At 61.0% G+C, this 26,096-nt stretch carries 23 protein-coding genes; 8 read left to right on the top strand and 15 right to left on the bottom strand.

All coding sequences use genetic code 11. The features are described from left to right. Window positions 1–56: 56 nt before the first annotated feature. The 5 genes from CHEJ32_RS0106450 to CHEJ32_RS24070 are packed head-to-tail and all read right to left on the bottom strand — an operon-like array spanning window position 57 to window position 5,673. Window positions 57–437, bottom strand: coding sequence for a hypothetical protein (locus tag CHEJ32_RS0106450; protein ID WP_028033127.1), 381 nt, complete (start codon window positions 435–437; stop codon window positions 57–59). 3 nt (window positions 438–440) lie between these two features. Further along, window positions 441–2,978: a cytochrome c oxidase subunit I gene (gene ctaD, locus CHEJ32_RS0106445; protein ID WP_028033126.1), complete on the bottom strand. Its 2,538-nt coding sequence runs from the start codon at window positions 2,976–2,978 to the stop codon at window positions 441–443. Between the two features lie 3 nt (window positions 2,979–2,981). Beyond that, window positions 2,982–3,983, bottom strand: a complete 1,002-nt coding sequence (locus tag CHEJ32_RS0106440) for a cytochrome c oxidase subunit II (protein ID WP_051469514.1) — start codon at window positions 3,981–3,983, stop codon at window positions 2,982–2,984. Next, window positions 3,980–5,116: a c-type cytochrome gene (locus CHEJ32_RS0106435; RefSeq protein WP_034657974.1), complete on the bottom strand. Its 1,137-nt coding sequence runs from the start codon at window positions 5,114–5,116 to the stop codon at window positions 3,980–3,982. The genes CHEJ32_RS0106440 and CHEJ32_RS0106435 overlap by 4 nt, the downstream gene beginning before the upstream one ends. 2 nt (window positions 5,117–5,118) lie before the next feature. Further along, window positions 5,119–5,673, bottom strand: coding sequence for a cytochrome c oxidase assembly protein (locus CHEJ32_RS24070; RefSeq protein WP_245261001.1), 555 nt, complete (start codon window positions 5,671–5,673; stop codon window positions 5,119–5,121). Between the two features lie 244 nt (window positions 5,674–5,917). On the opposite strand from CHEJ32_RS24070, the gene CHEJ32_RS0106425 reads away from it, so the two are divergent. From CHEJ32_RS0106425 to CHEJ32_RS0106410, 4 genes are all read left to right on the top strand, one after another. Continuing rightward, window positions 5,918–7,084: an efflux RND transporter periplasmic adaptor subunit gene (locus tag CHEJ32_RS0106425; protein WP_028033123.1), complete on the top strand. Its 1,167-nt coding sequence runs from the start codon at window positions 5,918–5,920 to the stop codon at window positions 7,082–7,084. Between the two features lie 20 nt (window positions 7,085–7,104). Then, entirely contained in the window at window positions 7,105–10,230 is a 3,126-nt protein-coding gene (locus tag CHEJ32_RS0106420; RefSeq protein ID WP_028033122.1) for an efflux RND transporter permease subunit, read from the top strand. Window positions 10,231–10,377: 147 nt separating this feature from the next. Next, entirely contained in the window at window positions 10,378–10,836 is a 459-nt protein-coding gene (locus tag CHEJ32_RS0106415) for a MaoC family dehydratase (RefSeq protein ID WP_034658039.1), read from the top strand. Window positions 10,837–10,997: 161 nt separating this feature from the next. Beyond that, on the top strand, window positions 10,998–11,774 hold the full coding sequence (locus CHEJ32_RS0106410) for an SDR family NAD(P)-dependent oxidoreductase (RefSeq protein WP_028033120.1): 777 nt from the start codon (window positions 10,998–11,000) through the stop codon (window positions 11,772–11,774). A gap of 4 nt (window positions 11,775–11,778) precedes the next feature. On the opposite strand, the gene CHEJ32_RS0106405 is transcribed toward CHEJ32_RS0106410, so the two are convergent. Then, complete coding sequence (locus CHEJ32_RS0106405; protein WP_028033119.1) at window positions 11,779–12,087, bottom strand: hypothetical protein; 309 nt, start codon at window positions 12,085–12,087, stop codon at window positions 11,779–11,781. 256 nt (window positions 12,088–12,343) lie between these two features. On the opposite strand from CHEJ32_RS0106405, the gene CHEJ32_RS0106400 reads away from it, so the two are divergent. The 4 genes from CHEJ32_RS0106400 (at window position 12,344) to CHEJ32_RS0106385 (ending at window position 15,049) form a co-directional block, all read left to right on the top strand. Beyond that, window positions 12,344–13,102, top strand: a complete 759-nt coding sequence (locus CHEJ32_RS0106400; protein ID WP_028033118.1) for an SDR family oxidoreductase — start codon at window positions 12,344–12,346, stop codon at window positions 13,100–13,102. 148 nt (window positions 13,103–13,250) lie between these two features. Further along, window positions 13,251–13,478 carry a 30S ribosomal protein S21 gene (gene rpsU / locus CHEJ32_RS0106395; protein ID WP_028033117.1) on the top strand — a complete coding sequence of 76 codons (228 nt, stop codon included), beginning with the start codon at window positions 13,251–13,253 and terminating at the stop codon, window positions 13,476–13,478. A gap of 133 nt (window positions 13,479–13,611) precedes the next feature. Then, window positions 13,612–14,487, top strand: coding sequence for a tetratricopeptide repeat protein (locus CHEJ32_RS0106390; RefSeq protein WP_028033116.1), 876 nt, complete (start codon window positions 13,612–13,614; stop codon window positions 14,485–14,487). Between the two features lie 73 nt (window positions 14,488–14,560). Then, window positions 14,561–15,049 carry a DUF992 domain-containing protein gene (locus CHEJ32_RS0106385; protein ID WP_028033115.1) on the top strand — a complete coding sequence of 163 codons (489 nt, stop codon included), beginning with the start codon at window positions 14,561–14,563 and terminating at the stop codon, window positions 15,047–15,049. A gap of 25 nt (window positions 15,050–15,074) precedes the next feature. On the opposite strand, the gene CHEJ32_RS0106380 is transcribed toward CHEJ32_RS0106385, so the two are convergent. From CHEJ32_RS0106380 to CHEJ32_RS0106340, 9 genes are all read right to left on the bottom strand, one after another. Continuing rightward, window positions 15,075–15,314: a hypothetical protein gene (locus tag CHEJ32_RS0106380; protein ID WP_028033114.1), complete on the bottom strand. Its 240-nt coding sequence runs from the start codon at window positions 15,312–15,314 to the stop codon at window positions 15,075–15,077. 130 nt (window positions 15,315–15,444) lie between these two features. After that, window positions 15,445–16,842: an NAD(P)(+) transhydrogenase (Re/Si-specific) subunit beta gene (locus CHEJ32_RS0106375; RefSeq protein WP_028033113.1), complete on the bottom strand. Its 1,398-nt coding sequence runs from the start codon at window positions 16,840–16,842 to the stop codon at window positions 15,445–15,447. Between the two features lies 1 nt (window position 16,843). Next, window positions 16,844–17,269, bottom strand: a complete 426-nt coding sequence (locus tag CHEJ32_RS0106370) for an NAD(P) transhydrogenase subunit alpha (protein WP_028033112.1) — start codon at window positions 17,267–17,269, stop codon at window positions 16,844–16,846. Next, complete coding sequence (locus CHEJ32_RS0106365) at window positions 17,269–18,588, bottom strand: Re/Si-specific NAD(P)(+) transhydrogenase subunit alpha (RefSeq protein WP_028033111.1); 1,320 nt, start codon at window positions 18,586–18,588, stop codon at window positions 17,269–17,271. Before CHEJ32_RS0106365 ends, CHEJ32_RS0106370 begins: the two co-directional genes overlap by 1 nt. 46 nt (window positions 18,589–18,634) lie before the next feature. Further along, a complete protein-coding gene (locus tag CHEJ32_RS0106360) occupies window positions 18,635–18,862 on the bottom strand; it encodes an aa3-type cytochrome c oxidase subunit IV (protein WP_028033110.1) in 228 nt (75 codons plus the stop codon). A 170-nt stretch (window positions 18,863–19,032) separates the two neighbouring features. Next, the gene (locus CHEJ32_RS26630) at window positions 19,033–19,188 is read right to left on the bottom strand and encodes a DUF3096 domain-containing protein (RefSeq protein WP_084032703.1); all 156 of its coding nucleotides are present in this window, start codon (window positions 19,186–19,188) and stop codon (window positions 19,033–19,035) included. 73 nt (window positions 19,189–19,261) lie between these two features. Further along, complete coding sequence (locus tag CHEJ32_RS0106350) at window positions 19,262–19,891, bottom strand: acyl-homoserine-lactone synthase (protein ID WP_256375659.1); 630 nt, start codon at window positions 19,889–19,891, stop codon at window positions 19,262–19,264. A 265-nt stretch (window positions 19,892–20,156) separates the two neighbouring features. Next, complete coding sequence (locus CHEJ32_RS0106345; RefSeq protein WP_028033108.1) at window positions 20,157–22,466, bottom strand: bifunctional diguanylate cyclase/phosphodiesterase; 2,310 nt, start codon at window positions 22,464–22,466, stop codon at window positions 20,157–20,159. A 93-nt stretch (window positions 22,467–22,559) separates the two neighbouring features. Next, a complete protein-coding gene (locus CHEJ32_RS0106340) occupies window positions 22,560–26,033 on the bottom strand; it encodes an indolepyruvate ferredoxin oxidoreductase family protein (RefSeq protein ID WP_028033107.1) in 3,474 nt (1,157 codons plus the stop codon). Between the last annotated feature and the right edge of the window lie 63 nt (window positions 26,034–26,096).

The following is a 26,096-nucleotide window of genomic DNA, read 5'->3' as shown; positions in this document are numbered from 1 at the left end:
TTCCAATCCCCTTGGAGATACTTGGTTCCGAAGCCGCGGAAGAGTTTTTTAGGCCCTCAACGGCCTGGAGCGCAGGAGGATAAAATGGTTACGGCAAGGCCGGACCACAGAATCCCGGCGAGCGAAAGCAGGGTCAGGAAAAACGCGATCCTGTCATAGCTCCCGCGTTCCGCAATCTCCTGGCTGACCTTGAGAAGCCTGGCAAAACGTTGTTGGTCGAGAAGGATCAGCATCAACAGCACAGCGAGGGCCACAGTCACGATCGCGAGGATGGCCGTCGCCGCGCCGGGAGATGCGGCGAGCGCACAAACCGCCGTGTGCGCCATATAAACGATGGTGAGATGCAAACCCCAGAGAAGCGGGCCTGCGGTGATGAACAGAAGCACCGCAAGCATATTGCCTCGGTCCGGTCGGCGCATGTCGTCGAGCTTGGTCATTTCTCACCCCGCCAGACGTGGGAAACCGTGCACCAAAACAAGGCCGAGCAGCATCTGCCCTGCCGCATAATAGTAGAGGAGTGCCGCGTTTTCGTACCCAACGCGGCGCTCGGCATCGAGTTTTCCGGTGAGGTAGCGCGCGATGGCAAAGCCGGCGAGGACAACACAGGCGAAGACGACTTGAAAATTGAGGACGCTCGCCATGTAGACCATCGCGCCGTAGGAATTCTGGGCGGGCCGCAAGCCGGTCATCCAGTGGCCCCAGACCTCGGCAAGAAAGGCGGCGAGCAGGCATCCTGCTGCGAGCGCAAGCATCGGGGGGATTGCCGGCTCCCTCCCGCCGGGCGCGGGCAGCATCCGCCGCACAAGCACCATGGAGCCGGTCCCGGCGATCAGCAGAAGAGCCGTTCCAAGCGGCCAGCCAAACCCGGGCAGGTCGGGCGACCCATGCGGAGCCCATACTTCCGGCGATACGACCCACAGATAAAGGTAGGAAAAGACATAGGCGATGTAGAGCGAGGAGGCGACGAGGATGAGAACCGCCATAGCCCACCAGGCATGCGATCTCGGGCCGGCCATATAGGTGGGCAGCTTGATACCGGCCCCGATATCGACCTCACCCTTTCCCGGCCCATGGTCGAGTTGCCAACCCCATACGATGCAGGCTGCTATCGAGATCACCGCGCATATGAGCGCGATGGTGACGAGCTTCACCGTCAATAGAAGGAAGGCAGCCGCCATGAAGACGGCCGCGACGAGATGGGCCCAGCCGGGACCCGGCATGCGGATGATGTATTGCGGCTTGGCGTCGACGGGACTGGTGACGATCGTCTCACGCTCTCCTGTCGGTGCACCGGGAAGGAAGTGACGCCCCTCCTCTACCTCCGTGCCGAGATTCGGGTTGTCCCATAGGGGTTCGCGGCTTGTCACGAAGGGTATGCTGCGCGCCGAATAGGCCCCTGTAGGCAGCCATTCCAATGTGCCCGCGCGCCACGGGTCACCGGCATTGTTCTCCATGGTCGGGCGAAAGCGCAGGAAGAGATCGATGACGAAAAGCGCAACACCGGCGGCCAGAATATAGGAGCCTACGGTGGACACCATGTTGAGCGTGTTCCAGCCGAGGCCATCCGGATAGGTCCAGACGCGGCGCGGCATCCCGATGAGGCCGGTAATGTGCATGGGGAAGAAGGTCACGTTGAAGCCGATGAACATCAGCCAGAAGACCCATCGCCCCAGCCGTTCCGACAGCATCTTCCGGCTCACCATCGGTATCCAGTAATAGAAGGTGGCAAAGAGCGGGAAGACCATTCCGCCGATCAGCACATAATGGAAATGTGCTACGACGAAGTAAGTGTCGTGCACCTGGAAATCGAGCGGCACCAGCGCCACCATCACTCCCGTCACCCCGCCAACGGTGAAGATGAAGAGGAAGCCTAGAACAAAGAGCGAGGGAGTCGTGATACGGAACCGCTCCTTGCTCGAGGCAATGGTCGCGATCCAGGAGAAGACCTGGATGCCCGACGGGATCGCCACCGCCATGCTGGCCGCCGAGAAGAAGCCGAGGCTTAGCGCGGGGATGCCAGTGGTAAACATGTGGTGGACCCAGAGGCCGAAGGAGAAGAACCCTGTCCCGATCAGCGCCACGACGATGAGACGGTAGCCAACCAGCGGCCTACGGGCCATGGCGGGCACTATCATCGAGACGAGCCCTGCTGCCGGCAGGAAGATGATGTAGACCTCCGGGTGGCCGAAGAACCAGAACAGATGCTGCCAAAGAAGCGGATCCCCGCCTTTGTCGGCAGTGAAAAAGGGCCAGCCGAAGGAGCGTTCGATCTCCAGCAGCATGGTGGCGAGAATGACCGCCGGAAAGGCGATCATGATCATCGCCGCGAAGATCAGCATCGCCCAGGCGAAGATCGGCATACGCGTGAGCGACATGCCGGGTGGCCGCGTGCGCAGGACGCCGACGATGATCTCTATGGCACCAGCAATTGCGGAGATCTCGATGAAGCCGATGCCGAGCAGCCAGAAATCGGCATTGTCGCCGGGCGAATACTCCTTGAGCGTCAGCGGCGGGTACATGAACCAGCCGCCTTTGGGCGCGAGGTCGTAGAATATCGTGGAGAAGAAGACGAGCCCACCGACGATATAGGCCCAGATCGCGAAGGCGGAGAGGCGCGGAAAGGGCAAATCGCGCGCGGCCAACATCTGCGGCAGGAGCAGGACGCCGAGTGCCTCCATGGCCGGCACGGCGAAGAGGAACATCATCGTCGTGCCGTGGACCGTGAAGATCTGGTTGAAAAGATCCTGGCTGACAAGGTCGTTCTCGGGGACGGCAAGCTGCGTGCGCATGATGACGCCCAGCACGCCGGCCAGCAGGAAAAACAGGAAGGCTATGCCGATATAGAGGATGCCTATCACCTGATTGTTCACGGCAGTGATCAATCTGAAGCCGGTGGGCAGCTTCCAGGCGCGCTCAAGTTCCTCCAGTTCGTTCGCCGGGCGTGGAGCTTCGTTGGGCAGCTCTCTGACCTCGTTCATCCCTTACTCCAGGCTGTCCAGGTAAGCGGCGAGTGCCGACAATTCCTCCTCGGAGAACTGGCCGAAGGGCGGCATCTTGTTCTCCGGCTTGATATGCTGGTTGTCGACGATCCAGCGCGCGAAAGCCTGCGCATCATTGGACATCATGCCTGCGGCCAGGGACTTACGGCTTCCGACATGGGTGAGATCGGGGCCGATCACGCCACGCGCCTCGGTGCCCCGGACCTGATGGCAGGCGCCGCACCCATGCTCGAAAAAGATCTCGCGCCCGCGCGCCGCCTCTTCCGAAACAGGTTCAACCGCTGGGCCGGCTTCGCGCGCCAGCCATGCGTCATATTCGGCTTGCGCCATGGCGACCACATAGAACGCCATCAGTGCATGGGCTCCGCCGCAATACTCGGCGCATTGGCCGCGGCTCACCGCCGGTTCCGTCGCCTCGACCACCACTTCATTGGTTCGGCCGGGGATCATATCGAGCTTGCCGGCAATCTGCGGCGCCCAGAAGCTGTGGATCACATTGTCCGATTCGAGCCGCAGACGCACCGGGCGGCCAACCGGCAGGCGCAATTCGTTGGCGCTCAGAACCGCTTTGCCATCAGGCCCTTCATAGACCACCTCCCACCACCAGAGCTTGCCGGTAATGGTCACTGTCGCATCAGTTTCCTGTTCGCCTCGCACCGCACCTGCCTGCATGACGAGAAGACCATAGGTGAAGAGGCCGGTGAGCACGATGATCGGCAGAACGATCCCCCCGCCAATCAGCATCCGGTCGCCTGAAAGCCTTTCGCGCCAGCGTGGCGGCCCATAGAGAGCGGCGGCTACCAGGATGACCACCATCAAGGTCACGGCGAGCCCGACCGCCGCCGACGTCCAGAAAAGCGGATCGATCCGAAGGGCTTCCACGCCCCTAGGCGAGAGAGCCGACTGGACGCCGGAACAGCTGGCAATGCCCGGCAGGGCTGATAGGGCAATGGCCCGAAAAACCCATCCCTTGCCGAACCTCATCGCGCCCCCTCCGGTCGCAGGAAGGCGGTTCCTGGTTGGCGCGGCAGGGAAGAGAAATAGGCGGCGAGATCCGAAATCTGGCGTTCAGTGAGACGGTCCGCAATCGGCTTCATGATCGCGCTATAGGTGGAGCGCTGGCGCACGCCGTCGCGGAAGAGCGAAAGCTGTGTCGAGATATATTCAGGCGCCAGCCCGTCCAATCGGGGAAACTGGGCGGATGTCCCTTCGCCATGACAGGCAAGACATGCCGGGACATCATCCTCGCGCACGCCATTTCGTGCGATCTGTTCTCCGCGTGCTATCGCCAAGACGTCAGGATTTCCCACCGGCGCCGCGCTGCTCGTCGCCTGCGCATAATGCCCGGCGAGCCTTGCGAGTTCGTCGTGAGCAAGGGCGGTAGCGATCGTTTGCATCATGCCGCTCGGCCGCTTCCCATCGGCATACTCTTCCAGCGCGCGCAGCAGATAGGCTTGCTTCTGGCCCGCGAGAGCAGGCGCAAGGGGATGCACAGGGCGAGCATCGGCGTTTCCATGGCAACTCTCGCACAACGCCTCCGTCATGCCCTCGCCGTCGCCAAAATCAAGGCTCGTATCATCCCCTTCCCCTTGCCCGCCTGCCAGTGCCGCGTAGTCTTCTGCATCGCTCGCCGGAAGCCGTTCCAGAAAAGCCACCAGGGCCCAGATCTCGTCATCGCGTTCCAAAGCGGGCCATGAAGGCATGCCGGTGAATTTCAAGCCATGTTTCACGATCCAGAAGAGTTCTTCGGAATCCCACTTTTCGGCTGCCTCGGTGAGCGGCGGCGGTGCCGGGTACATCTCCGCCACGATGGGGTTCTGCTTCGAACCGGGCGAAGCGTGGCAGGGAACACAGCCTACTGCGAAATGCCGGGCGCCGAGAGCGGCCAAACGCTCATCGGAAAGATCCGGAACCTCGACTCCCATGCTGCGCGTTTCCACCGATCGCGTCAGCGTAAGGCGAATTATCGCATTGGTGATGGCGAAATGTTCTCGCGAGGCGGCGACATTGTAGAGCCCTGACAGAGCGAATAAGCCGCCGAAGATCCCGGCTCCGGCGATTGCAAGCGCAGCCCCGAGGGCAACCGCTCTCCACCAGCGCCTGTCAAATCTGCGCATGGTCACCCGTTCCCGTCGGGCTGGAACGACGGGACCCGGGAATCGATCTCCCTGAGCCATCGGGCGGCAATGATGATCCCGGCGAGGACATAGACGAACGGACAGGCGATCAGCATCATCAAGCCGGCAAGCTGCTGGTCTGGCAGAAGAGTATTGGGATCTACCCTGCCGCCCAGGCACAGTTCGGCGGCTGCGACATAGAGTGACCGCGGAGCAAAGGTCAGGATCACCCCGAGCAGGCAGAAGAGTTTTCCCGTGAACAGCAACGCGCCCAGCGCCCGCCAGCGCGCAGCTTCCGCCTCATCCAGGATCGCACTCCAGAACCAGAGCGCAGCGGCAAACAATGAGACATGCATGAGCGCTTCCCCGCCCGGTACGGCAAAGGAAAACGCCATGGGGGCTGGCAGATGCCAGAACCAGAGAAGCGCGATCTGCACCGCGGCGGCCGGCCCTATCCAACGCACCTGCTCGGGCTTTTGTTCGGAACACCGGAAGAATTGCCATGCAAGCACGACGAGCGGTGCTGCGAGGTTCATCGCCAGAATATGGATTGCCATGTGTTGGGCAAGAAACCCGCCGGGCGCCAGCATGATTGCATGAACGGACTAGGCTTGAACTTGTTCCCGGAACTCGCATCCCTTGTGGGTAGCCACTAATCCTTACAGCAATTTAATGATATAACTGGGGAAACCAGGCTAAATCTAGCCGCACGAACGTGTACATAAGACACGGCATCCCGCTGCTTGGAGGAGGGCACGGGCTTGATTCGGCCGCTTGGACGGCCACGATCCGGAGAATCGAATGTCTTGGTGGAAGCAGGCCCTCTTATGTCTCTTCATCCTCGCGGCAGCGGCGGTGGTCTGGTACCATTTTTTTCCAGGCGCCCGCCAGACGGTGGCCGATCTCGGCCTGGCCCAAGCACCAGCGGAAGCAGCGCCTTCTTCTGACGAAAGGGCGGCCTCCGCCGTGCGGCAGCGCAGGAATGGACCGAGTGGCGGCACACCGGCAGCCATCGTCTCCGCCCCGGTCATGAGCGCCACAATCAATGACCGGCTCACCGCCATTGGCAATGGAAAGGCGCTGCATACGGTCGCGGTACGCCCCTATACCTCGGGGCGCCTGACGGAAATACTCGTGGAGCCCGGCGCCACGGTAAAGGCGGGCGACGTGATCGCCCGCATGGATTCCGAAGCCGAGAGCATCGCCGTCGACCGTGCACAGATCACCCTGGACGATGCCCGCGCCGCGCTGGAGCGGATCAATGCGCTGCGGTCGTCGAACACGGCGACTGCCGTGCAGCAGACCGAGGCGGAACTCGCCGTGCGCAATGCGGAGCTGGCGTTGCGAGAGGCCAAGCTCGCTTTGGAGCGCCGCGACATCGTCGCGCCGATCGGCGGCACCGTCGGCATCCTGCCCGTTTCTCCCGGCGACTACATCACCTCTTCCGACCAGATCGCCACGATCGACGACCGGTCGCAAATCCTTGTCGATTTCTGGGTACCCGAGCGTTTCGCGAGGATGATCAAGATCGGCATGCCGCTGACGGCCGAATCCGTCGCCCGTCCCGCCGAGAAATACCAGGGCGAGATCAGTGCGATTGACAATCAGGTGGATACCACCAGCCGCACGATGCACATCCAGGGACGCATCGCCAACCCTGCCGATACGCTGCGCTCGGGCATGGCCTTCCGTGTGACGATGCAGTTCCCCGGCGAAAGCTTCCCCGCCGTGGATCCGCTCGCTGTTCAATGGAGCACCGAGGGTGCCTATGTCTGGGCTGTGCGCGGCGGCACCGCGCAGCGTCTGCCCGTGCGCATCATCCAGCGCAACTCCGACAGCGTTCTGGTCGACGGCGATTTCGCCGATGGCGACCTTGTGGTGGTTGAAGGCGTACACGCCGTTCGCGAGGGTCAACCCATCGCCGTCGCAGGTGACGTGGGCTCGAACCGCCCCGCACGCGGCTCCTGAAGAGCGGGGCGGAGAGCGAGATGAGCCAGAAGGATATCGACAAGGCCGCTGAAGGGGTAACAGCGCTCTTCGTGCGCCGCCCGGTCTTCGCCTTCGTGATCAATATACTTATCGTGGTGGCCGGACTTGCCGCCTTTTTCGGCGTGGAAGTGCGCGAGCTGCCCGACGTGGACCGGCCGGTCATCTCCGTGACGACGCGTTTCGACGGCGCGGCCGCCGAAACCATCGATCGCGAGATCACCGCTACGGTCGAGGGAGCCGTGGCGCGAGTGCCCGGTGTTTCTGCGATCTCGTCCTCCTCCTCTTTCGGCAGAAGCCGCGTTACGATCGAGTTCCGCGAAAGCGTCGATATCAACACCGCAGCCTCCGATGTGCGCGATGCGGTCGGCCGCGTGCAGAACCAGCTGCCCGAGGATGCGGACGCTCCCATCGTGGTCAAGGCCGATGACAATGCCGATGCGATCATGCGGCTTGCCGTCACCTCGGACAGGATGAACATCGAGGACATGACCCTCTATGTCGATGATGAGATCGTCGACAGGCTGGCAGCCGTTCCCGGCGTGGCCGACGTGCAGGTCTATGGCGACCGCACCAAGATCTTCCGCGTCGACATCGATCAATCCCGCCTCGCAAGCCACGGCATGACGGTCGGGGATATCGCGACCGCCCTGTCGACCGTCGCGTTCGACAGCCCTGCAGGCTCCCTTACAAGCAACTCGCAGGATCTCATCGTCCGCGCCACGTCCTCCGTCACAACACCGGAGGAAATGGAAGACATCAGGCTCTCGCCGAATGTCCGTCTTGGTGACGTCGCCACTGTGACGCTCGGCCCGGACGAGGGCGAAAGCCGCCTGCGCACCAATGGCCGCCTGGGAATAGGCCTCGGCATCGTGCGCCAGGCCCAATCGAACACCTTGGATATTTCCGAAGGCGTCAAGCAGGCCGTCGAGGATCTCAAGAAAACCATCCCGGAAGGCATGTCGATCGAGATCACGAGCGACGACGCCATCTTCATCAACGGTGCCATTCACGAGGTGGAGATCGCACTCATCCTCTCGGTCACCATCGTGCTTGGTGTCATCTATCTCTTTCTGCGCGACTGGCGCGCCACGATTATCCCCGGACTTGCCATTCCGGTGGCGCTGATCGGCACGATCGCTGCTATCTATCTCGTCGGCTTTTCGGTGAACATCCTGACGCTGCTTGCACTTGTGCTTGCAACCGGCCTGGTCGTGGATGATGCGATCGTCGTTCTCGAAAACATCGTGCGACGGCGCAACCAGGGCATGGGTCCTCGCGCCGCCGCAGTGCTCGGGACGCAGGAAGTGTTCTTCGCCGTCGTCGCGACGACGGCCACCCTGGTTGCCGTCTTCGTGCCGCTTTCCTTCCTCCCGGGCCAGGCAGGCGGTCTCTTCAAGGAATTCGGCTTCGTCCTGGCCTTCTCGATGCTCCTCTCCTCGATCGTCGCCCTATCGCTCTGCCCGATGGTCGCGTCGCGCATTTTGTCGTCGGGCGAACTGCACGGAGAGAAGAATGATGGTCCCCTCGGTCGCATTGGCGGGGCGCTGGCGAACTTCTATGCGCGAACTCTGCGCTTCTGCCTGAACGCGCCGCTGATCGTCATCCTCGTTTCCCTGCTCTTTGCCGGGGCCGCCTATATCGCGTTCGGCAACATCAAATCCGAACTTACCCCTCCGGAAGATCGGGCCGTCGCGATGATGCGCGTTTCCGCTCCGCAAGGTGTGAGCGTCGATTACCTCGCCGGGAAAATGCGCGAGATCGAGGCCGCGATCCAGCCGCTGCGCGAGAGCGGCGAAATCCGCACCACCTTTTCCGTCACAGGCCAGGGAAGCTCAAACAGCGCTTTTCTCATGCTCGGCCTTGCCCCCTGGGGCGAGCGTGAACGTTCGCAGCAGGAGATCCTGCAGGAAGTGAACGCGCGCGCGTCGGAAATCCCGGGCGTCCGCGCCTTTGCGTTCCAGCCCAACAGCCTTGGTATCCGCGGGTCGGGCAGCGGCCTGCAATTCGCAGTGGCAGGAAACAACTACGAGCGGCTTACCCAGGCGGCGCAGGCGATCATAGCCGATATGGAGAAGGACCCCCGCTTCGACCAGCCGCGTCTCAGCCAGGATGCCACCCAGCCGCAATTGAAGGTGGAAGTCGATCGCGAGCGTGCAGCCGATCTGGGCATCGACATCAACGGCCTTGGCCAAGCGATACAATCGCTACTCGACGGGCGCAAAATCGCGGACCTCTTCATCGATGACAAAAGCTATGATGTGAAGCTCGTCTCGACCACCAATCCGATCAACGATCCGACAGACCTCGAAAACATCTTCATCAAAACGGGCGACGGCCGTTTCGTGCCCCTCTCCACCGTCACCTCGCTGCGGGAAGAACCGGTGCCGCCGTCGCTCAATCGCGAGGAGCAGCTGCGCGTGGTGCGTGTCACCTCCAATCTTGCCGCTGATTTTCCCTTGGGCGAAGCGCTCGAGCGGGCGGAGGAAATCGCAGCCCCGCATCTGCCGCCGGGTGCCCGCATCATCCCGTTGGCGGAGGCCGCGACCCTCGGCGAAACCGGCAACAGCATGCTGACGACCTTTGGTTTCGCGGTGGTCATCATATTGCTCGTGCTGGCGGCGCAGTTCGAAAGCTTCGTCAGTGCGATCATCATCATGGTGACCGTGCCGCTGGGGCTCGCCTGCGCGGTGTTTGCGCTGCTGCTCACCGGGACGAGCCTCAATGTCTACAGTCAGATCGGCCTGGTCCTGCTCGTGGGAATCATGGCGAAGAATGGCATCCTCGTCGTCGAATTTGCCAACCAGCTGCGCGACCGCGGGCTCAATGTTCGTGAAGCGGTAGAACAGGCCTCGCTCATTCGCCTGCGCCCAGTGATGATGACCATGATCTGTACGGTGGTCGGCGGCGTGCCGCTGATCCTCGCTTCAGGTGCCGGCGCGGAAGCGCGAATCGCCCTTGGCTGGGTTATCGTGGGTGGCCTCGGTTTGTCCGCCCTTTCCACGATCTACCTGACGCCCGTCGCCTATCTGCTTCTTGGTCGTTTCATAACGCCGAAGGTCGAGGAGGAGGCACGGCTGGAGCGCGAGCTGACCCAGGCTGCAGCGACGACGAGCGCCAAGATTTAGAAATCGCGCTTGCCCGCATATGGATGACATCGCGCCTGCAACGCGATATCTGTGCGCGCGTTTTGCAGCCGGCCGCGAAGATGCGGCGGGCTTTCCAGCAGGGAGTGCAGGTCGTTGTCCAGGCGGGCGGTGCGAATCGAAGATGCGATGGCAATGGTTGGAACGGAGGTCGGCGTCTCCGAATGGCGAACCGTCTCCCAGGAGATGATCGACCAGTTCGCTGCCGCGACCGATGATCATCAGTTCATCCACACCGACCCGGATCGTGCCGCACGCGAAACGCCTTATGGCGGCACGATCGCCCACGGGTTCCTTACCCTCTCGCTGCTCTCCACTCTGATCTTCGAAGCCGTGCCCACTCTCGAAGGCACTTCGATGGGTATGAATTTCGGTTTCGATCGTGTGCGGTTCATGAGCCCCGTCAAATCGGGAGGCCGCGTCCGTGGCCGCTTTCTTCTTGCGCATATGAAGGTGCGCCCTTCGGGCATCGTCGAAACGCATTACGACGTCACGATCGAGGTCGAAAACTCAGTGAAGCCTGCCCTCACCGCCCGCTGGCTGACCCTGGCGCTTCCCGCAGAACTTCCAGGCCAGTCTGCCGCCTGATCCACACTGCGACCTTCTTCCATTCCGCAATCGCTTGACGACACTGCCTCAAACCGTGAAAAGACGCGCGGGGACGAGTCTGGTGCCGCACCAACTCCTTGGGGATAAAAACAGCAAGATCCGCGCTCCATGGCGTGGAGGTTGATTGGACGAGAGGTTGCATGGCGGCATTTAGAGGGCTGACGGTGCTACTGACTGGCGCCGCCGGCGGTTTCGGAAGATGTTTGGCGGAAAGATTGGCGACCGAAGGCGCGCGCCTCGTGCTCTCCGATCTGCGCGAAGAACCGCTCGCGGAACTTGCGTGCTCACTCGATACCGAGACTGCATTCCTCGCAGGCGACGTTGCCGAGGAGGAGCTTTCCGAAAGGCTCGTCGCATTGGCGGAAGAACGCTTCGGCGGTCTCGATGTCGCCATCAACAATGCCGGAATCGCGCAAGCCTTCGTGAAGCTACACCTCATCCCGTCGGATGAGGCGCGCCGCGTCATCGACGTCGATCTCCTCGGCATCTTCTACGCAATGAAGCACCAGCTGCCATTGATGGAAAGGCAATATCGCCGGGAAAAGCGCCGGGCTGCCATCGTCAATGTCGCTTCCGTGGCCGGACTCACCGGCGCGCCACGCCTGGCCATATATTCGGCGGCCAAGCACGGCGTCATTGGTCTTACGCGCACCGCTGCCGCCGAATACGCAACTCGTGGAATCCGGATCAACGCGGTTTGCCCATCCTATGCCCGCACGGAAATGGTGACAGGCGTCCTCGCGATGACTCAAGCAAAGGCGAGCCGCGCGGAGGCGGGCCTCACACGCGGCGTTCCCATGAGGCGGCTTGCGGAGATCGAGGAGGTGGCGGAGGTAATTCTCTTCGCCGCCAACCCCAACAACAGCTTCATGACCGGCCAGGCCTTGGCAGCCGATGGCGGCATCCTGGCCATCTAAGCCATCAGGAAGATTTAGCTTTCGCTTTCTTCGGACCGCCGGCAACGGTGCTTGATGTTATGGAGGGCGGATCGCTCGCGGGAAACGTATCCTCCAACGCCTTCTCGAGTTCCTCGTCCTTTTCGCACGCGTCCTCGTCCACGTTCTGACTGCTCTTCGGCTTCGCGGCCTCGCTCGGCGCGCCGGTTCGCGTGGTCTGCGCGGCGGAGACAGGATCACTGGCGGGGAAAGTATCCTCCAGCCCCGTTTCCAGCTCCTCTTCCAGGTCTTTCGGCCCAGGCTGCTCATCAGGTTTACGTTTATCGGGAAGCATGGTTCGGCTCCTTCTGTGCGAGGAAAACGCCGGATGGAGGCGCCGGTTCCGATCTCCCCCACCGTCTTTCGTCGCACCCGACATTCTTGTCGCAAGAGGTCACGCAGCGGCGCGAGAAGCGCCCCGCCGGACCGCGACAGAGCCGCCGCCCCTGTATCGAAGCATTCGTCAGGTTTCGGGTGGCCGGGGCAGCTTCCTTTTGAGAACAAACCGTCATGCCCTGCACGGGCGGCTTGAAATCGAAAGGATGACAGCGATGTTCTCACTCTCCGGCAAGGTGGCGATCGTCACCGGCGCAAGCTCGGGTATCGGCCGGGCCGCAGCAAAATTATTCGCGGAACATGGCGCGCGAGTTGTAGCAAGCGCACGTCGAGCAAAGGAACTTGAGGATCTTGTAGTCGAGATCCGGCAAAGCGGCGGCGAGGCCGAGGCCTTTCCCGGCAACCTACGCGCAGAAGCAGAAGCAAAGGCTTTGGTGGACTGCGCCATCTCCCGGTTCGGCGGGCTCGACATCGCCTTCAACAATGCCGGCACGGTCGGCCGCATGGCCCCTCTGCCGGAGCTTGAGCAGAGCGATTGGGAAGACACGCTGACGACCAATCTCACCGCGGCCTTCCTTGCAGCAAAATACCAGATACCCGCGATGCTGGATCGAGGAGGAGGCACACTGGTCTTCACCTCCAGCTTCGTCGGAAACACGATAGGCATGCCGGGCATGTCGGCCTATGCCGCATCCAAAGCCGGCTTGGTTGGTCTCACCCAGGCACTTGCCGCAGAATTCGGAGCAAAGGGAATCCGAGTGAACGCGCTTCTGCCGGGCGGCACGGATACTCCCGCGGCTACCTTCAAAACTCCTGAGGAATGGGCTTTCGTGGAGGGTTTGCATGCGCTGAAACGCGTGGCGAGACCGGAAGAGATCGCTCGCGCGGCTCTCTTCCTCGCCTCAGACGCGGCAAGTTTTGTCACCGGTTCTGCCCTGCTGGCGGATGGTGGCGTTTCGATAAATCGAACCTGACGGACGGTACGGCACGTGCCTCTCGACAAAGGCCATAGTTTCTGATATCAGCGCGCAATCCTGCGAAGGGAAGTCCGTCGCGGGGGATCGGCTGTTGAGCGACAAGGGCTCAAGGCTGCCATCATCAACGCTTTGACAGGAAACCCAGGTGCAGGTACTCGTCCGCGACAACAATGTTGATCAGGCGCTCCGCGCGCTGAAGAAAAAGATGCAGCGCGAAGGCATTTTCCGTGAGATGAAGATGCGCGGACATTACGAGAAGCCGTCGGAAAAGCGCGCTCGCGAAAAGGCCGAGGCTGTGCGCCGCGCACGCAAGCTGGCGCGTAAACGCGCCCAGCGTGAAGGCATTGTTGGCGGCCGGGCAGCGGCGCGCTGAGCGCCTATTTTTTGTCCGTTTCCACGATTTAAATTAAGGTGGCGCGATCTCGAATCGCAGCCACCTTTTTTATTGCGGCGCACTGGTTAATATGCGCCGTCAGATGCGGCAAATGCGAAAGGACGGGCAGTTGATGGCTGATGGAGTAATCGCAGAGAATGCAAACCATTCCCGAGTGCGAACCGCACTGGCACTCTTCGCAATGATGACCCTGGCAGCCTGCAACACCACCGACCCCGTGACAGACCTGTCTCGCATCGATACGGCACAGGGATCGCAGGAGAACATCGCGTCCCTCAGCGCCGTCATTCAGCGGACGCCGAACGACCCCGAGGCCTATAATATCCGCGGTTCTGCCTATGGCCGGGCCGGCAATTATCGCGAAGCACTGAAAGATTTCGACCAGGCGATACAATTGGATCCGCGTTCCTACCGGGCCTATGCAAACCGCGCACTCATCTACCGGTACATGAATGACCAGCAGAAGGCGCTTGCGGATTACAACCAGGCGATCACGCTGAACCCCAATTACGACGTCGCCTATATTGGCCGCGGTGAACTTTACCGTCTCGCCGGGCGCTCCAGCGAAGCCTTCCAGGATTTTGAGCGGGCGATCCAGCTCGACACCACCGACCCTCGTGCCTATCACCGCCGCGGCCTGCTCTATCAGGCAAGCGGCCAGCATCAATATGCGATCGAGGACTTCGCCAAAGCCGTCTCGCTCGCGCCCGATCAGCCTTATGGCTACAACGGCCGGGGTCTTTCCTATCTTGCCCTGGGCGATGACGAGAACGCGTTTTCGGATTTCAACACCGCGATCCGCCTGAACGAAAATCTGGCGGAGAGCTGGGCGAACCAGGCGCTCGTTTATGAAAAGCGTGGCGAAATGGATAAGGCCGCGCGCTCCTACGCACGCGCACTGAGCCTTGACGCGAATTACGGACCGGCTCGCGACGGCGTTTCAAGAACCCGCGGCGCAGGTGGTGCAGCAACCGCATCCCGGACGTGAGTACCACTTTCTAGGTTGGAACCATCACTTGTCCGCTGCTGTTTTACGACGGCAACGGAAAGGAGTTTCAATCATGAAAGGGAGCGTGATTGCCGCAATTGGAGCGGCACTCGTCCTGTCTTCTGCCACCCTGCCGGCAGCTGCGCAGCAGCGAACGGAGCTTGGCACGCTTGATTGCATCATCCAGGGCGGCGCCGATATCGGGTTTGTAACCTCGAAGGACCTCTCCTGCACGTTTAAGCCCGCGGATTCCACCAGGCCGCCCGAGACCTATATAGGCGTAGTCAGGAAATTCGGGCTTGAGGCAGGTGTTACCGGCGAACGCGTGATGCGCTGGGTCGTCATGGCTCCTACCGCCACAAACCCCTATGTACCCGGATCTCTTGCCGATAACTATGTTGGCCCGAGCGCAGAGATAACGGCAGGTATCGGCGGTGGCGCAAACATACTGGTGAGCCAGACCAACAAGAATCTGATCCTCCAGCCTGTCAGCCTTCAGGCGCAGACAGGCCTCAACGTGGCAGTCGGCGTCAGCGAGTTCCAGCTGCGCTCGGCATTATAAGCCAAACTCTCCGCTGCCGCTCCGGCTATATGAACGCACCGCCCGACAGGAGAAGCAAAAGCCCGAGCACGAACAGGACTATGCCAGGCCAATTGCTTGCCAGCCCGAGGAATCGCAGGTCCTGTCGCGGCGGCTCTAAGGTGCTGTCACGGGTACCTTGGCGTGATCGCGGCGGATCGCTCAGCCTTCCGGTCCACAATGTGGAGTAGGCCATTTGCAACAGGCCGAGAATGACAAGCAGCGCGCCTAGCCATATGACGATCATCTCCGCCTCCTCTCGCTCGTCGAGATATGTAGGGCGGCGAGACGAGGCGGCTAGAAATGCGAAAGCCCGGCACAACGGCCGGGCTCTCGGTGCATGACTTCCACCTAGGCTGCGGTGCTTATCGCATCACCTAGTGGTCCATCGCCTTGACGATGTCCTCGGTCATTTTCTTGGCATCGCCGAGCAGCATCATCGTGCCGTCCTTGTAGAACAGCGTATTGTCGATGCCGGCATAGCCGGAGCCTAGCGAGCGCTTCACAAAGAGGCAGGTCCGTGCCTTGTCCACATCAAGGATGGGCATGCCGTAGATCGGCGAAGACTTGTCGTCGCGCGCGGCCGGGTTGGTCACGTCATTCGCACCGATGACATAAGCGACGTCCGCTTGGGCGAACTCGGAGTTGATATCCTCCAGCTCGAACACCTCGTCATAGGGCACATTCGCCTCGGCCAACAGCACGTTCATGTGCCCGGGCATGCGGCCAGCCACCGGGTGAATGGCATATTTCACCTCGACGCCATTGGCCTTGAGCTTGTCGGCCATTTCGCGCAGTGCATGCTGCGCCTGGGCGACCGCCATGCCATAACCCGGCACGATGATGACCTTCTGCGCGTTCATCATCAGATAGGCCGCATCGTCGGCCGAGCCCTGCTTCACGGTGCGCTCGATGCCATCATCGACCGCTGCCGCCGTCTCGCCGCCAAAGCCGCCGAGAATGACAGAGATGAAGGAGCGGTTCATGCCCTTACACATGATATAGGACAGGATCGCACCCGAAGAGCCGACCAGCGCGCCGGTGATGATGAGGGCCAGATTGCCGAGCGTGAAGCCAATGCCGGCCGCGGCCCAACCCGAATAGGAGTTGAGCATCGACACCACCACGGGCATGTCGGCGCCGCCGATCGGCACGATGATGAGCACGCCAAGCACCAGCGACAGGGCCACGATCAGCCAGAACACGGTGTGGCTCTGGGTCATGACGAGCATCACGATCAGCACGACGAGCGCAATGCCTATGGCAGCGTTGAGGACATGGCGCCCCGGAAGCAGGATAGGCTTGCCCGACATCCGCCCATCAAGCTTAAGGAAGGCGATAACGGAACCGGTGAAGGTGATAGCACCGATCGCCACGCCAAGGGACATCTCGACCAGAGCCTGGGCATGGATGGCACCCAGTTCGCCAATGCCGAAGCTTTCCGGCGCGTAGAGGGCGGCGGCCGCCACCATCACGGCCGCAAGGCCGACAAGGCTGTGGAAGGCGGCGACAAGCTGCGGCATCGCAGTCATGGCGATGCGCCGGGCGATCACCGCGCCCGCTCCGCCGCCGATCGCGAGACCAATCAGGATGAGGAGGAAGCCCCCCGGCGTGGGCATGGTCAGCAGCAGCGTGGTGACGATGGCAATCGCCATGCCCAGCATGCCGTAGAAGTTGCCCTGCCGGCTGGTGGTCGGGTGCGAAAGCCCCCGAAGCGCCAGGATGAAGAGAATGCCGGAGACAAGATAAAGGAAAGAGGCGAGATTGGCGCTCACGTCACTTTTCCTTCTTCTTGTACATGGCCAGCATGCGCTGGGTGACGAGGAACCCGCCGAAGATGTTCACCGAGGCAAGGACCAGAGCCACGAAACCAAATCCTGTTGCAAGGCCCGAGGCCGAGATGCCCACCGCTAGCAGCGCACCGACAACGATGACCGAAGAGATCGCGTTGGTAACGGACATCAGCGGCGTGTGCAGCGCGGGTGTCACCGACCAGACCACATAATAGCCGACGAAGATCGCCAGCACGAAGATCGCGAAACGGAAAATGAACGGATCGATTGCCCCGCCTGTCGCCCCGTGTGCCAGGGCGCCGGCGGCGTCCGCCACGCTTTCCGCTTGCATGTTCTCGAAGGCGGCGCGAACGCTCGCCGTTGCGCGCTCGAGTTGATCGAGCGCTTGTTCAATTGCATTCGGCTCCATCAGGCATCCCCTCCCGTCTTGGGCATGGCCGATTTTCTGGTTGAGCGGGGTTTGACGGCCTCCGCCGGTTTTTCGGCGGCGCTGCGGCGGCCCGATGCCTTCTTGGGCGCGACCTCGAGGCCGGGCTCCGTTCCCTGAGCCGCCTTCACGACCTCGGGATCGACCGGCGACGGCTTCGGTGCAGCAGCGGCAGCGCCCGCGAAGTTGGGATGCACCACCGCCCCTTCATGGGTGAGAACGGTCGCTTTCACCAATTCGTCCTCGAAATTGATCGACAGCGTCTTGGTCTGCTTGTCGACCATCGTTTCCAGGAATGCAAAGAGGTTTCGCGCATAAAGCAGAGAAGCGGAAGCAGCCACGCGCCCCGGCATGTTGAGATGCCCGAGAATCTTGACGCCATTCGCAGTGGTAACACTTTTGCCGGCCACTGCGCCTTCGACATTGCCGCCGCGTTCCACTGCAAGGTCCACGATCACTGATCCAGGACGCATGGAAGCGATCATTTCCGCCGTCACAAGCCGCGGAGCGGGCCTGCCCGGAATGAGCGCCGTGGTAATCACGATATCCTGCTTGGAGATGTGTTCAGCCACGAGTTCGGCCTGCGCACGCTTCTCCTCCTCGGTCAGTTCACGCGCATAGCCACCCTGACCGGAGGCATCCTTCAACGCGTCCGTCATGATGAACTTGGCACCGAGCGAAGCCACCTGCTCGCCAGCGGCCGCGCGCACGTCCGTAGCCGTGACCACGGCCCCCAAGCGTCGCGCCGTCGCGATCGCCTGCAGCCCGGCGACGCCCGCGCCCATGACGAATACCTTCGCAGCCGGAACGGTACCGGCTGCGGTCATCATCATCGGCAGAGCGCGGTCATATTCCGCTGCCGCGTCGACCACTGCGCGATAGCCAGCGAGATTCGCCTGGCTGGACAGCACGTCCATGGATTGCGCACGCGTGATCCGCGGCATGAACTCCATGGCGAAAGCGGAAATGCCCGCATTGGCCATTGCGGCCACTTCGGCCTCATTGCCATAAGGGTCCATGGTGGCAATCACCACGGCGCCTTTTTTATAGGATTTGAGCTCGGAAGCGGTCGGCCTGCGGACCTTCAGGACCACATCGGCCTTGGCGGCATCCGCCGCGCCTCCAAGCGTGGCGCCGGCTTTCTCGAACTCTTCGTCGGGTATGCGCGAGGCGCGCCCCGCCCCTTGTTCCACGACGACATCGAAGCCGAGGCCCTTCAGTCGCTTCGCCGTATCAGGCGATGCGGCGACACGCGGCTCGTTCGCGTCCGCCTCCCTGGGCACAAAGATCGTCTGTCCCACCGTCAATTCCTTCTGTTAGACGGTCCCCCCGGCCGAAACGGTTGGGTTACCGCAGGATCCAGGCGCCGACCGCGCAGATGAGGATGAAAAGAATGGTGCTGGAAATGAAGCCGGCAGGAGTAAAGAAGCCGAAAGCCATCGCAATCAACACAGCTGCCACAACAAGGCCGGTGTATTTCGAGATGGTCAGAAACAGAGAATAGGTGCGCTCATGCTCGGCGTAATCCATTTCCGCACCCATTTCGGCCGGCAGGTCCGGCGTATCATGTGCCATTGCAAAACCCCTTGGAAAAAGACTGCGAAGGGGAATAGCGAAAAGGATGCAAGAGGGCAAGGTGCGCATAGCCGCAGCCCGCGCCATTACAGAGATACCCGCAGATTGCGTAAAGCTCCCGCCCCCCGAGCCGAGACTTTTAGCCTGTCATCCCAGCTGGATGGAAGAACTCAGCTTGCAAGTTGCGGGAAAAGGCCGAGAAGGCCGATAAGAATAAGATAGATGGCAACGATATAGTTCAGCAGCCGCGGCATGATCAGGATGAGAATGCCCGCAATCAATGAAACCAGTGGTGCGAGGGAAATTCCGAGCACTGTCGTTTGCATGGTTTAAACCCGTGAATGGTTGAACGCTGCCAATCAACCATCTTTGCTTCATTATGTTCAAAAACGGTGGCGATTAGGCCGCGTTCTTCAGATACTTCGCCGTCGGCAACACCGTAAGAGGGCCGACTTCGCCCCGCCCCGGCTGCTCAAAGAGCATCCGCTGCTCGAATGCCGTGGAGCGGAAGAAGGGATACTGGCTGATGATGTTGTCCAGGTTCCTGTCGCAATTGGATTCGAGCAGATGCACCGGCACGGTGAGGCCGGGATACTCGCGCGGGCCGGTCGTCGGAACAGACCTGAACACCTTGTGATAAAAGGCTGAATGCTCCTCCTTGATCGCCGTCAGGCAGCAAGTGGGATCGAAATATTTGCAGGCGACGACCGCAAGGCGAAGCGTAACGTAGGGAAGCACCCTCAATGTGCGGGACCACTCGCCATCGGCGGCAAAGCGGCTGGGATCGATGAAGCTTTCGCCGGCATTGATCCGAGGCTCGAGGATATCGTTGAAAACGGTGTTGCTAGGCCCCGTAGGATTGGCCCTGTCAATATAATGTAGCCGCAGAGTGCTGACCAGATTTCCCCGATAGAAGATGCCGAAGCGATATGAATTCGGCAGATCATCATATTGGTCGGTTACCGTCCTCGCTGCGTCTTCTTTCACCATGCCGGCATTTCGGTAGGATTCATATCGAAGACGATATATCGCCTCGAGGTCCTCCCCTTTTTCACAACGCCTGTATTCGATTTCCTCAAGAACCGAGAAAACGCTTCTATTAAAGGGGGAATCAGTATCCGGTGTTTCGAAACGATCTTCAGCAACGGATATTTTTCTGTACATCTGCATGAAAGCCCCCATCTCCAGATTAGGAGTAACCTTTCAATCCTATACGGGGAAAGTGAAAAATTGAAAGATTCATATTTACCTTCTGTTAACCTTAACGCGAGGTTCTAGACCTCAAACGTTCCGCTCAATGCTGCAAGCTTCTGTCGCGTCGAAAGTTCCCGCCTTCGGCAGACCATGCAGCATCGGACATGGTCTTGATGCCCGAAGCCGATAGAGCTGAACCGAAAAGGAAGCCTTGCACCCTGTCAGGCTTGACCGAGGTCTCGAGCAGCTTGAGTTGTTCGAACGTCTCCACCCCCTCCACCGTCACCTCGAGCCCCAGGCCGCGGGAAAGCTGTATGACGCTCTTCAGCAGCTTGTGCGACCGCGGGTTTGTCGTCACGTCATGCAGGAAGCTTCCGTCGATCTTGACGCGGTCGAGCGGAAGAGTGTGCAGATAACTCAAGCTTGAATAGCCGGTGCCGAAATCATCAAGGGCTATGCGGATTCCGAGTTCCTTCAGCCCCTCGATATAGAGGCGGGTGGAATCCCGGTCATATAGGAGCGCGGTTTCGGTGACCTCGATTTCCAGGCGTTCGGGGGCGATCCCCGTGTTGACCAACGTTTCCCGAACCTTGTCGATCACCGCCCCGCTCTGAAAATCCTTGGCCGAAAGATTGACGGACACGCCGATATGCTCGGGCCAGTTCATGCATTCCTGGCACGCGGCTTCCAGTACGAAGGCACTGATTTCCGAAATCAGGCCCATTTCTTCCGCGAGCGGTATGAACACCGCGGGAGATACCGGCCCGAGTTCCGGGTGGTCCCACCTGCACAATGCTTCGCAATCGGAGATGCGCATCGTGCTCACATCCACGATGGGCTGGTAAACCACGCGCAGGTTCTTTGCCTGGATAGCACTGCGCAGTTCCGACTTCATGACCTGCCTGTTGCGGAAGGCAGCATCCATATCGGCTTCGAAAAGCTTCCAGCAGTTCTTGCCCTGCTCCTTCGCGTGATAAAGTGCCAGGTCTGCCTTGACCGTGATCATGTCGAGATCGCCGTCGCGGACAGGTATAACCACTGCGCCACCGCTTGCCTGGATACGCAACACGTGCCCGGCAATGTCTACCTCACCCTGCAGCGCGCTGAAGATCACGCCGAACTGGTTGGCGAAGTCCGCCTCGTCTTCGACGCGGTCGAAATAGACCATGAATTCGTCGCCGCCAAAGCGGCCGATCTTCACCCTTTCGGTCTCGAACTCCACCAGCCGTTCGGCCACCGCATAGATCAGCCCGTCGCCCACGGGATGCCCGAGCGTGTCGTTGATCGTTTTGAAGTCGTCGAGATCCATCACGGCGAGGCCGCAAAGCCGGTTCTCATCGCCGGTCGCCATGAACTCACGCACCAGTTCCTGGAAATAGGCGCGATTCGGAAGGTTCGTCAGGCTGTCATACCGCGCCATGTGACGGATCTTGGCCTCGGCCTCGACGCGCTGCGTCACCTCTTCGAAAGTAAGGACGCGGAGTTCTTCGCGCCCTTCTCTTGCGGAGAATTCGATGTGGCGCCCATCCGTAAGCTCTAGAAGAACCTTCCTGCCCTGCCCTTTACTGAGCGCCCGCTTCAGCTGGGCGCGCGCATAGTCGAAGTCCTTCCGGCTCAGGAGATTGCCGGCCAAACCGCGCCTGAGAAGAGCGTCGAGCGTTCGACCAAGAAACTGCTGAGAGGACTGGAAACCCAGGAATTCCGCGGCTTGCGCGTTGGCAACCACGACGCGGCCTTGCGGGCTGAACATCACCAGGCCATGAGACATCGTGTTCAGTGCTCGGTCGAACCGCCGGGCGAGCTCGTCGGCCTTCCGGCCTTCTTCCACTGCCCGTGCGAGGATTTTTCGAACCTCGTCCGCACTCCTCACTACAATATAGCCGAATGGTAGAACAAGCAGTCCGAGCACGACGTAGGGCAGTTCGGCACGCAGCACGAGACCTGCCATGATCGGTCCCATCATGGTGGTGGTGAACACCGCCACCATGCGCGCGGAGCCGTAATTGCGGCCGACAACCGTCACCAGTGAGGCAAGATTGATGGCAAGCGCGCCCAGTTCGGCGAACTGATCCGGGTAGAGATAGATGGAGGCGAAAGCGAAAAAACCAAGCAGGAGGCCCTGGAAGCCGCCCTTCGCCACATAGGTGGCCTCCCATTTCTGGGCCTTCTCAAGGTCGAGCTTATCGAGTTCTTCCTTACCCGGCCTCAGCCCGGCGAAACGCCAGAACCCGACCGCGAGCAACATGAAGGCCACGATAGCAAAGAGCAGACGGCCGGTCCGCACATAGGCCATAAGCGCGACGAGCATATGGCAGATGGCACCGATGAGCAGCATGTTTCTGCTCTCGAACAACGACCGGACGAACTGGACGTAGACGTCCTCCGGGATGTCACTTGCACGCTTGGCCATAAATTCTCCCGCTCCGCGACACGATTATGGCTACGCGAGCTTAAAAAAAAATTATCCGCTCGAAACCGTATATTTACACTAAGTTCATATACCTCATTCGGCGGCCTGCAGGAGGGGGTCAGGATCGGTTTTCTCAAATCTTTCGATCAGCCTCGCACGCTCTTCCTCCGCCTTGCCCACATTGGCCTCTTTCACATGGCCGAAACCGCGCATCAGAGCGGGCACCATCGCAAGCGCGGCAGCCGCCTCGATCCTATCTGGCGCAAGCGAGTTCTCGATGCGGTCGAGATCTGATTCATATTGCTTCAGAAGCCGGCGCTCCATCCGCCTTTCCGCCGTGAGGCCGAAGGGGTCGAAGGGCGTGCCACGCAGCCGCTTGAATCGCGTGAGAACACCGAAAGCCTTCAGCATCCACTGCCCATAACGCGCCTTCTTCAAATTTCCCTGCGAATCGCGGCGCGCAAACATGGGCGGGGCAAGATGGAATTCGAGCTTGTCAAAACTCTCGAACTCGTTGGCCAGCTGCCGCTGGAATGCACCGTCCGTATATAGCCGCGCCACTTCATACTCATCCTTCACGGCCATCAGCTTGAACAGGTTGCGTGCGGCTGCTTCCGTCACCGCGGTGGAACCGGGAGCCACCTTTTCCTCCGCTGCTCGAAGCCTGGCGATGCGGCTGCGGTAGCGTTCCGCATAGGCTTCGTCCTGATAGGCGGTGAGGAACTGTGCGCGGCGCTCTATGATCTCGTCCAGTGTGCGCGAGATGGGCTGGCTCGCGGGTTGCGCCGAGCGTGCCACCAGATCGCGAACGAAATCCGGTTGATGTGCTGCGCGGCGTCCCCAGCGGAATGCGGCGATATTCATGCCCACCGCCTGCCCGTTCATTCGAATCGCTTTCTCGATCGCCTCCGCAGAGACCGGCAGCCCACCCTTCTGGTAGGCCATGCCGAGCATGAACATATTGGTGCCGAGCGAGTTGCCGAAAAGTGCCGTGGCGGTATGCGTCGCGTCGAAGAAATGGGCCCTCTCTTCGCCAGTGGCCTTGCGGACGGCGCGCTTCAATCGTTCGACGGGCAGAGAGAAATCGGCCGAGCGCGCGAAGTCGCCTGGCATTACCTCCGCCGTATTGGCGAGAAACAGCGTGTGTCCCTCGCGCACCGTGGCGAGCACCTTCCGCGAACCGGAGACGACGAGATCGCAACCCAGCACCAGATCGGCGCGGCCTGCCGAGACATGGATGGAACTGATGTCGGCCGGCGTGCGGGCGATCCGCAGGTGCGAGAATACAGCTCCGCCCTTCTGGGCAAGGCCCGCCATATCGATGATGCCGGCACCTTTCCCTTCCAGATGCGCAGCCATCCCGAGGATGGCTCCGATCGTTACCACGCCCGTGCCACCGATGCCGTCCACGATTCCCGACCAGCCGCGATCGAGCGGGAAAAGCTCAGGTTCGGGAAGGCCTTCCAGTGGATCCGTCTCTCCGGCGACGCCTTCGATCTTCTTCAGCTTTGCGCCGTGAACGGTGACAAAGGAGGGGCAGAAGCCATTGAGGCACGAAAAATCCTTGTTGCAGCTCGATTGATCGATGCGCCGCTTGCGCCCAAACTCGGTTTCCACCGGCTGCACGGAGACGCAGTTGGATTTCACCCCGCAATCCCCGCAGCCTTCACAGACCAGCTCGTTGATGATCACCCGCCGGTCCGGGTCGGGATAGGCTCCCCGCTTACGCCGCCGCCGCTTTTCGGCCGCGCAGGTCTGGTCATAAATGAGGACGGAAACGCCTTTCACCTCACGCAGGTCGCGCTGCACCTGGTCTAGATCGTCGCGATGGTGCACCGATGTACCGGCCGGGAAGCGGACCACCCCGCGATATTTTTCCGGATCGTCGCTCACGACGGCGATGCGCCTCACCCGCATCGCCCGCACCTCGTCGGCAATCTGCGCCAGGTTGAGGCCGCCTTCGTGCGGCTGGCCTCCCGTCATGGCCACCGCATCGTTGTAGAGGATCTTGTAGGTCATGTTCGCGCCGCTCGCGATCGCGAAACGGATCGCCAGCGAGCCGGAATGGTTGAAAGTGCCGTCGCCAAGATTCTGGAAAAAGTGCTCGCGCTTGGAGAAGGGCGCTTGGCCGATCCACTGTGCGCCCTCGCCGCCCATGGCTGTGAAACCGATCGTGCCCCGGTCCATCCATAGGGCCATGAAATGGCAGCCGATACCTCCGCCCGCGATCGAGCCTTCGGGCACCCTTGTTGAACTGTTGTGCGGACATCCCGAGCAGAAATACGGCACGCGGGTAGCCACATCCTTGGTGTCGGCGAGCCTCGCCTGGAATTGGCGAAGATCGGCTACCCGACGGGAGATCTCCTCCGAAGGGCCAACGACCCGCAGGATTCTCTCACCGATCGCAATCGCTATCTCGTTGGGGTCGAGCGCGCCCTTTACCGGGAAAAGCTGCTGCCCCCGCTCGTCCTTCTTGCCGATGATGACCGGATGATTTGCCGTTCCGTAGAGATTCTCGCGCAACTGCAGTTCCAGCAGCGAGCGCTTCTCCTCGACGACCATCACCATTTCGAGCCCACGAACGAAATCGGCCATGTGCTCGTAGTCGAAAGGCCATGGGCAGGCCACCTTATACAGGCGAATGCCAAGTGCCGCCGCGCGCCTCTCATCTATGCCGAGATCGTCGAGCGCCTGCCTCGTATCGAGATAGCTGGTTCCGATGGTGACAATGCCGAGCTTGGCATTGGGACCGCCGGAATAAACGATTCGATTGAGCCCGTTTGCCCGGACGAAAGCCGCAGCCGCGGCGCGTTTATAGTCATGCAGCCGCTCTTCCTGCCCAAGCTGGTTGACCTCATGTCGGATATTGAGCCCCGTAGGCGGCATCTCGAATTCAGGAACAACGACGTTGATCCGCTCCAGCGCAACATCGACGGAAGCGGTCGACTCGATATTGTCCTTCACGCACTTGATCGCGGCCCAAGTCCCGGCGAAACGTGACAAGGCGTAGCCATAAAGGCCGTAGTCGATCAGTTCCTGCACGCCAGCCGGGTTGAGGATCGGGATCATCGTATCGACGAAAGCGAATTCGCTCTGATGCGCGACCGTGGAGGATTCGGCCGCGTGATCGTCGCCCATCAATGCCAGCACGCCGCCATGCTTCGACGTTCCAGCCATATTGGCGTGCCGGAACACGTCTCCGGTGCGGTCCACGCCAGGGCCCTTGCCATACCAGAGGGCAAAGACGCCATCATATTTGCCTTCGCCCAGCAGTTCCGTCTGCTGAGAGCCCCAGCAAGCGGTCGCAGCCAACTCCTCGTTGAGACCGGGTTGGAAGACGATATTCGCGGCGGAGAGCTCCTTGGCTGCTTTCCACATCTGGTGGTCTATACCCGCCACCGGCGAGCCGCGATATCCGGAGACGAAGCCGGCAGTGCTGAGACCTGCCAGACGATCCCGCTCCCTTTGCATCAGAAGCATGCGCACGATCGCCTGCGCGCCGGATACGAAGATCCGCTCCTTCGTGAGATCGTATTTGTCGCCGAGCGACACCTCGTGGAGCGTCATGCCAAGTTCCTCCGCTGTGGCAAGCCCCAGCCGGGGTTGAGACCCAACCCGGCTACACGGTAA

It is taken from the genome of Chelativorans sp. J32 (genome assembly GCF_000518985.1).
Taxonomy (GTDB): domain Bacteria; phylum Pseudomonadota; class Alphaproteobacteria; order Rhizobiales; family Rhizobiaceae; genus Chelativorans.
This window is presented reverse-complemented; position numbering and strand designations above follow the sequence as displayed.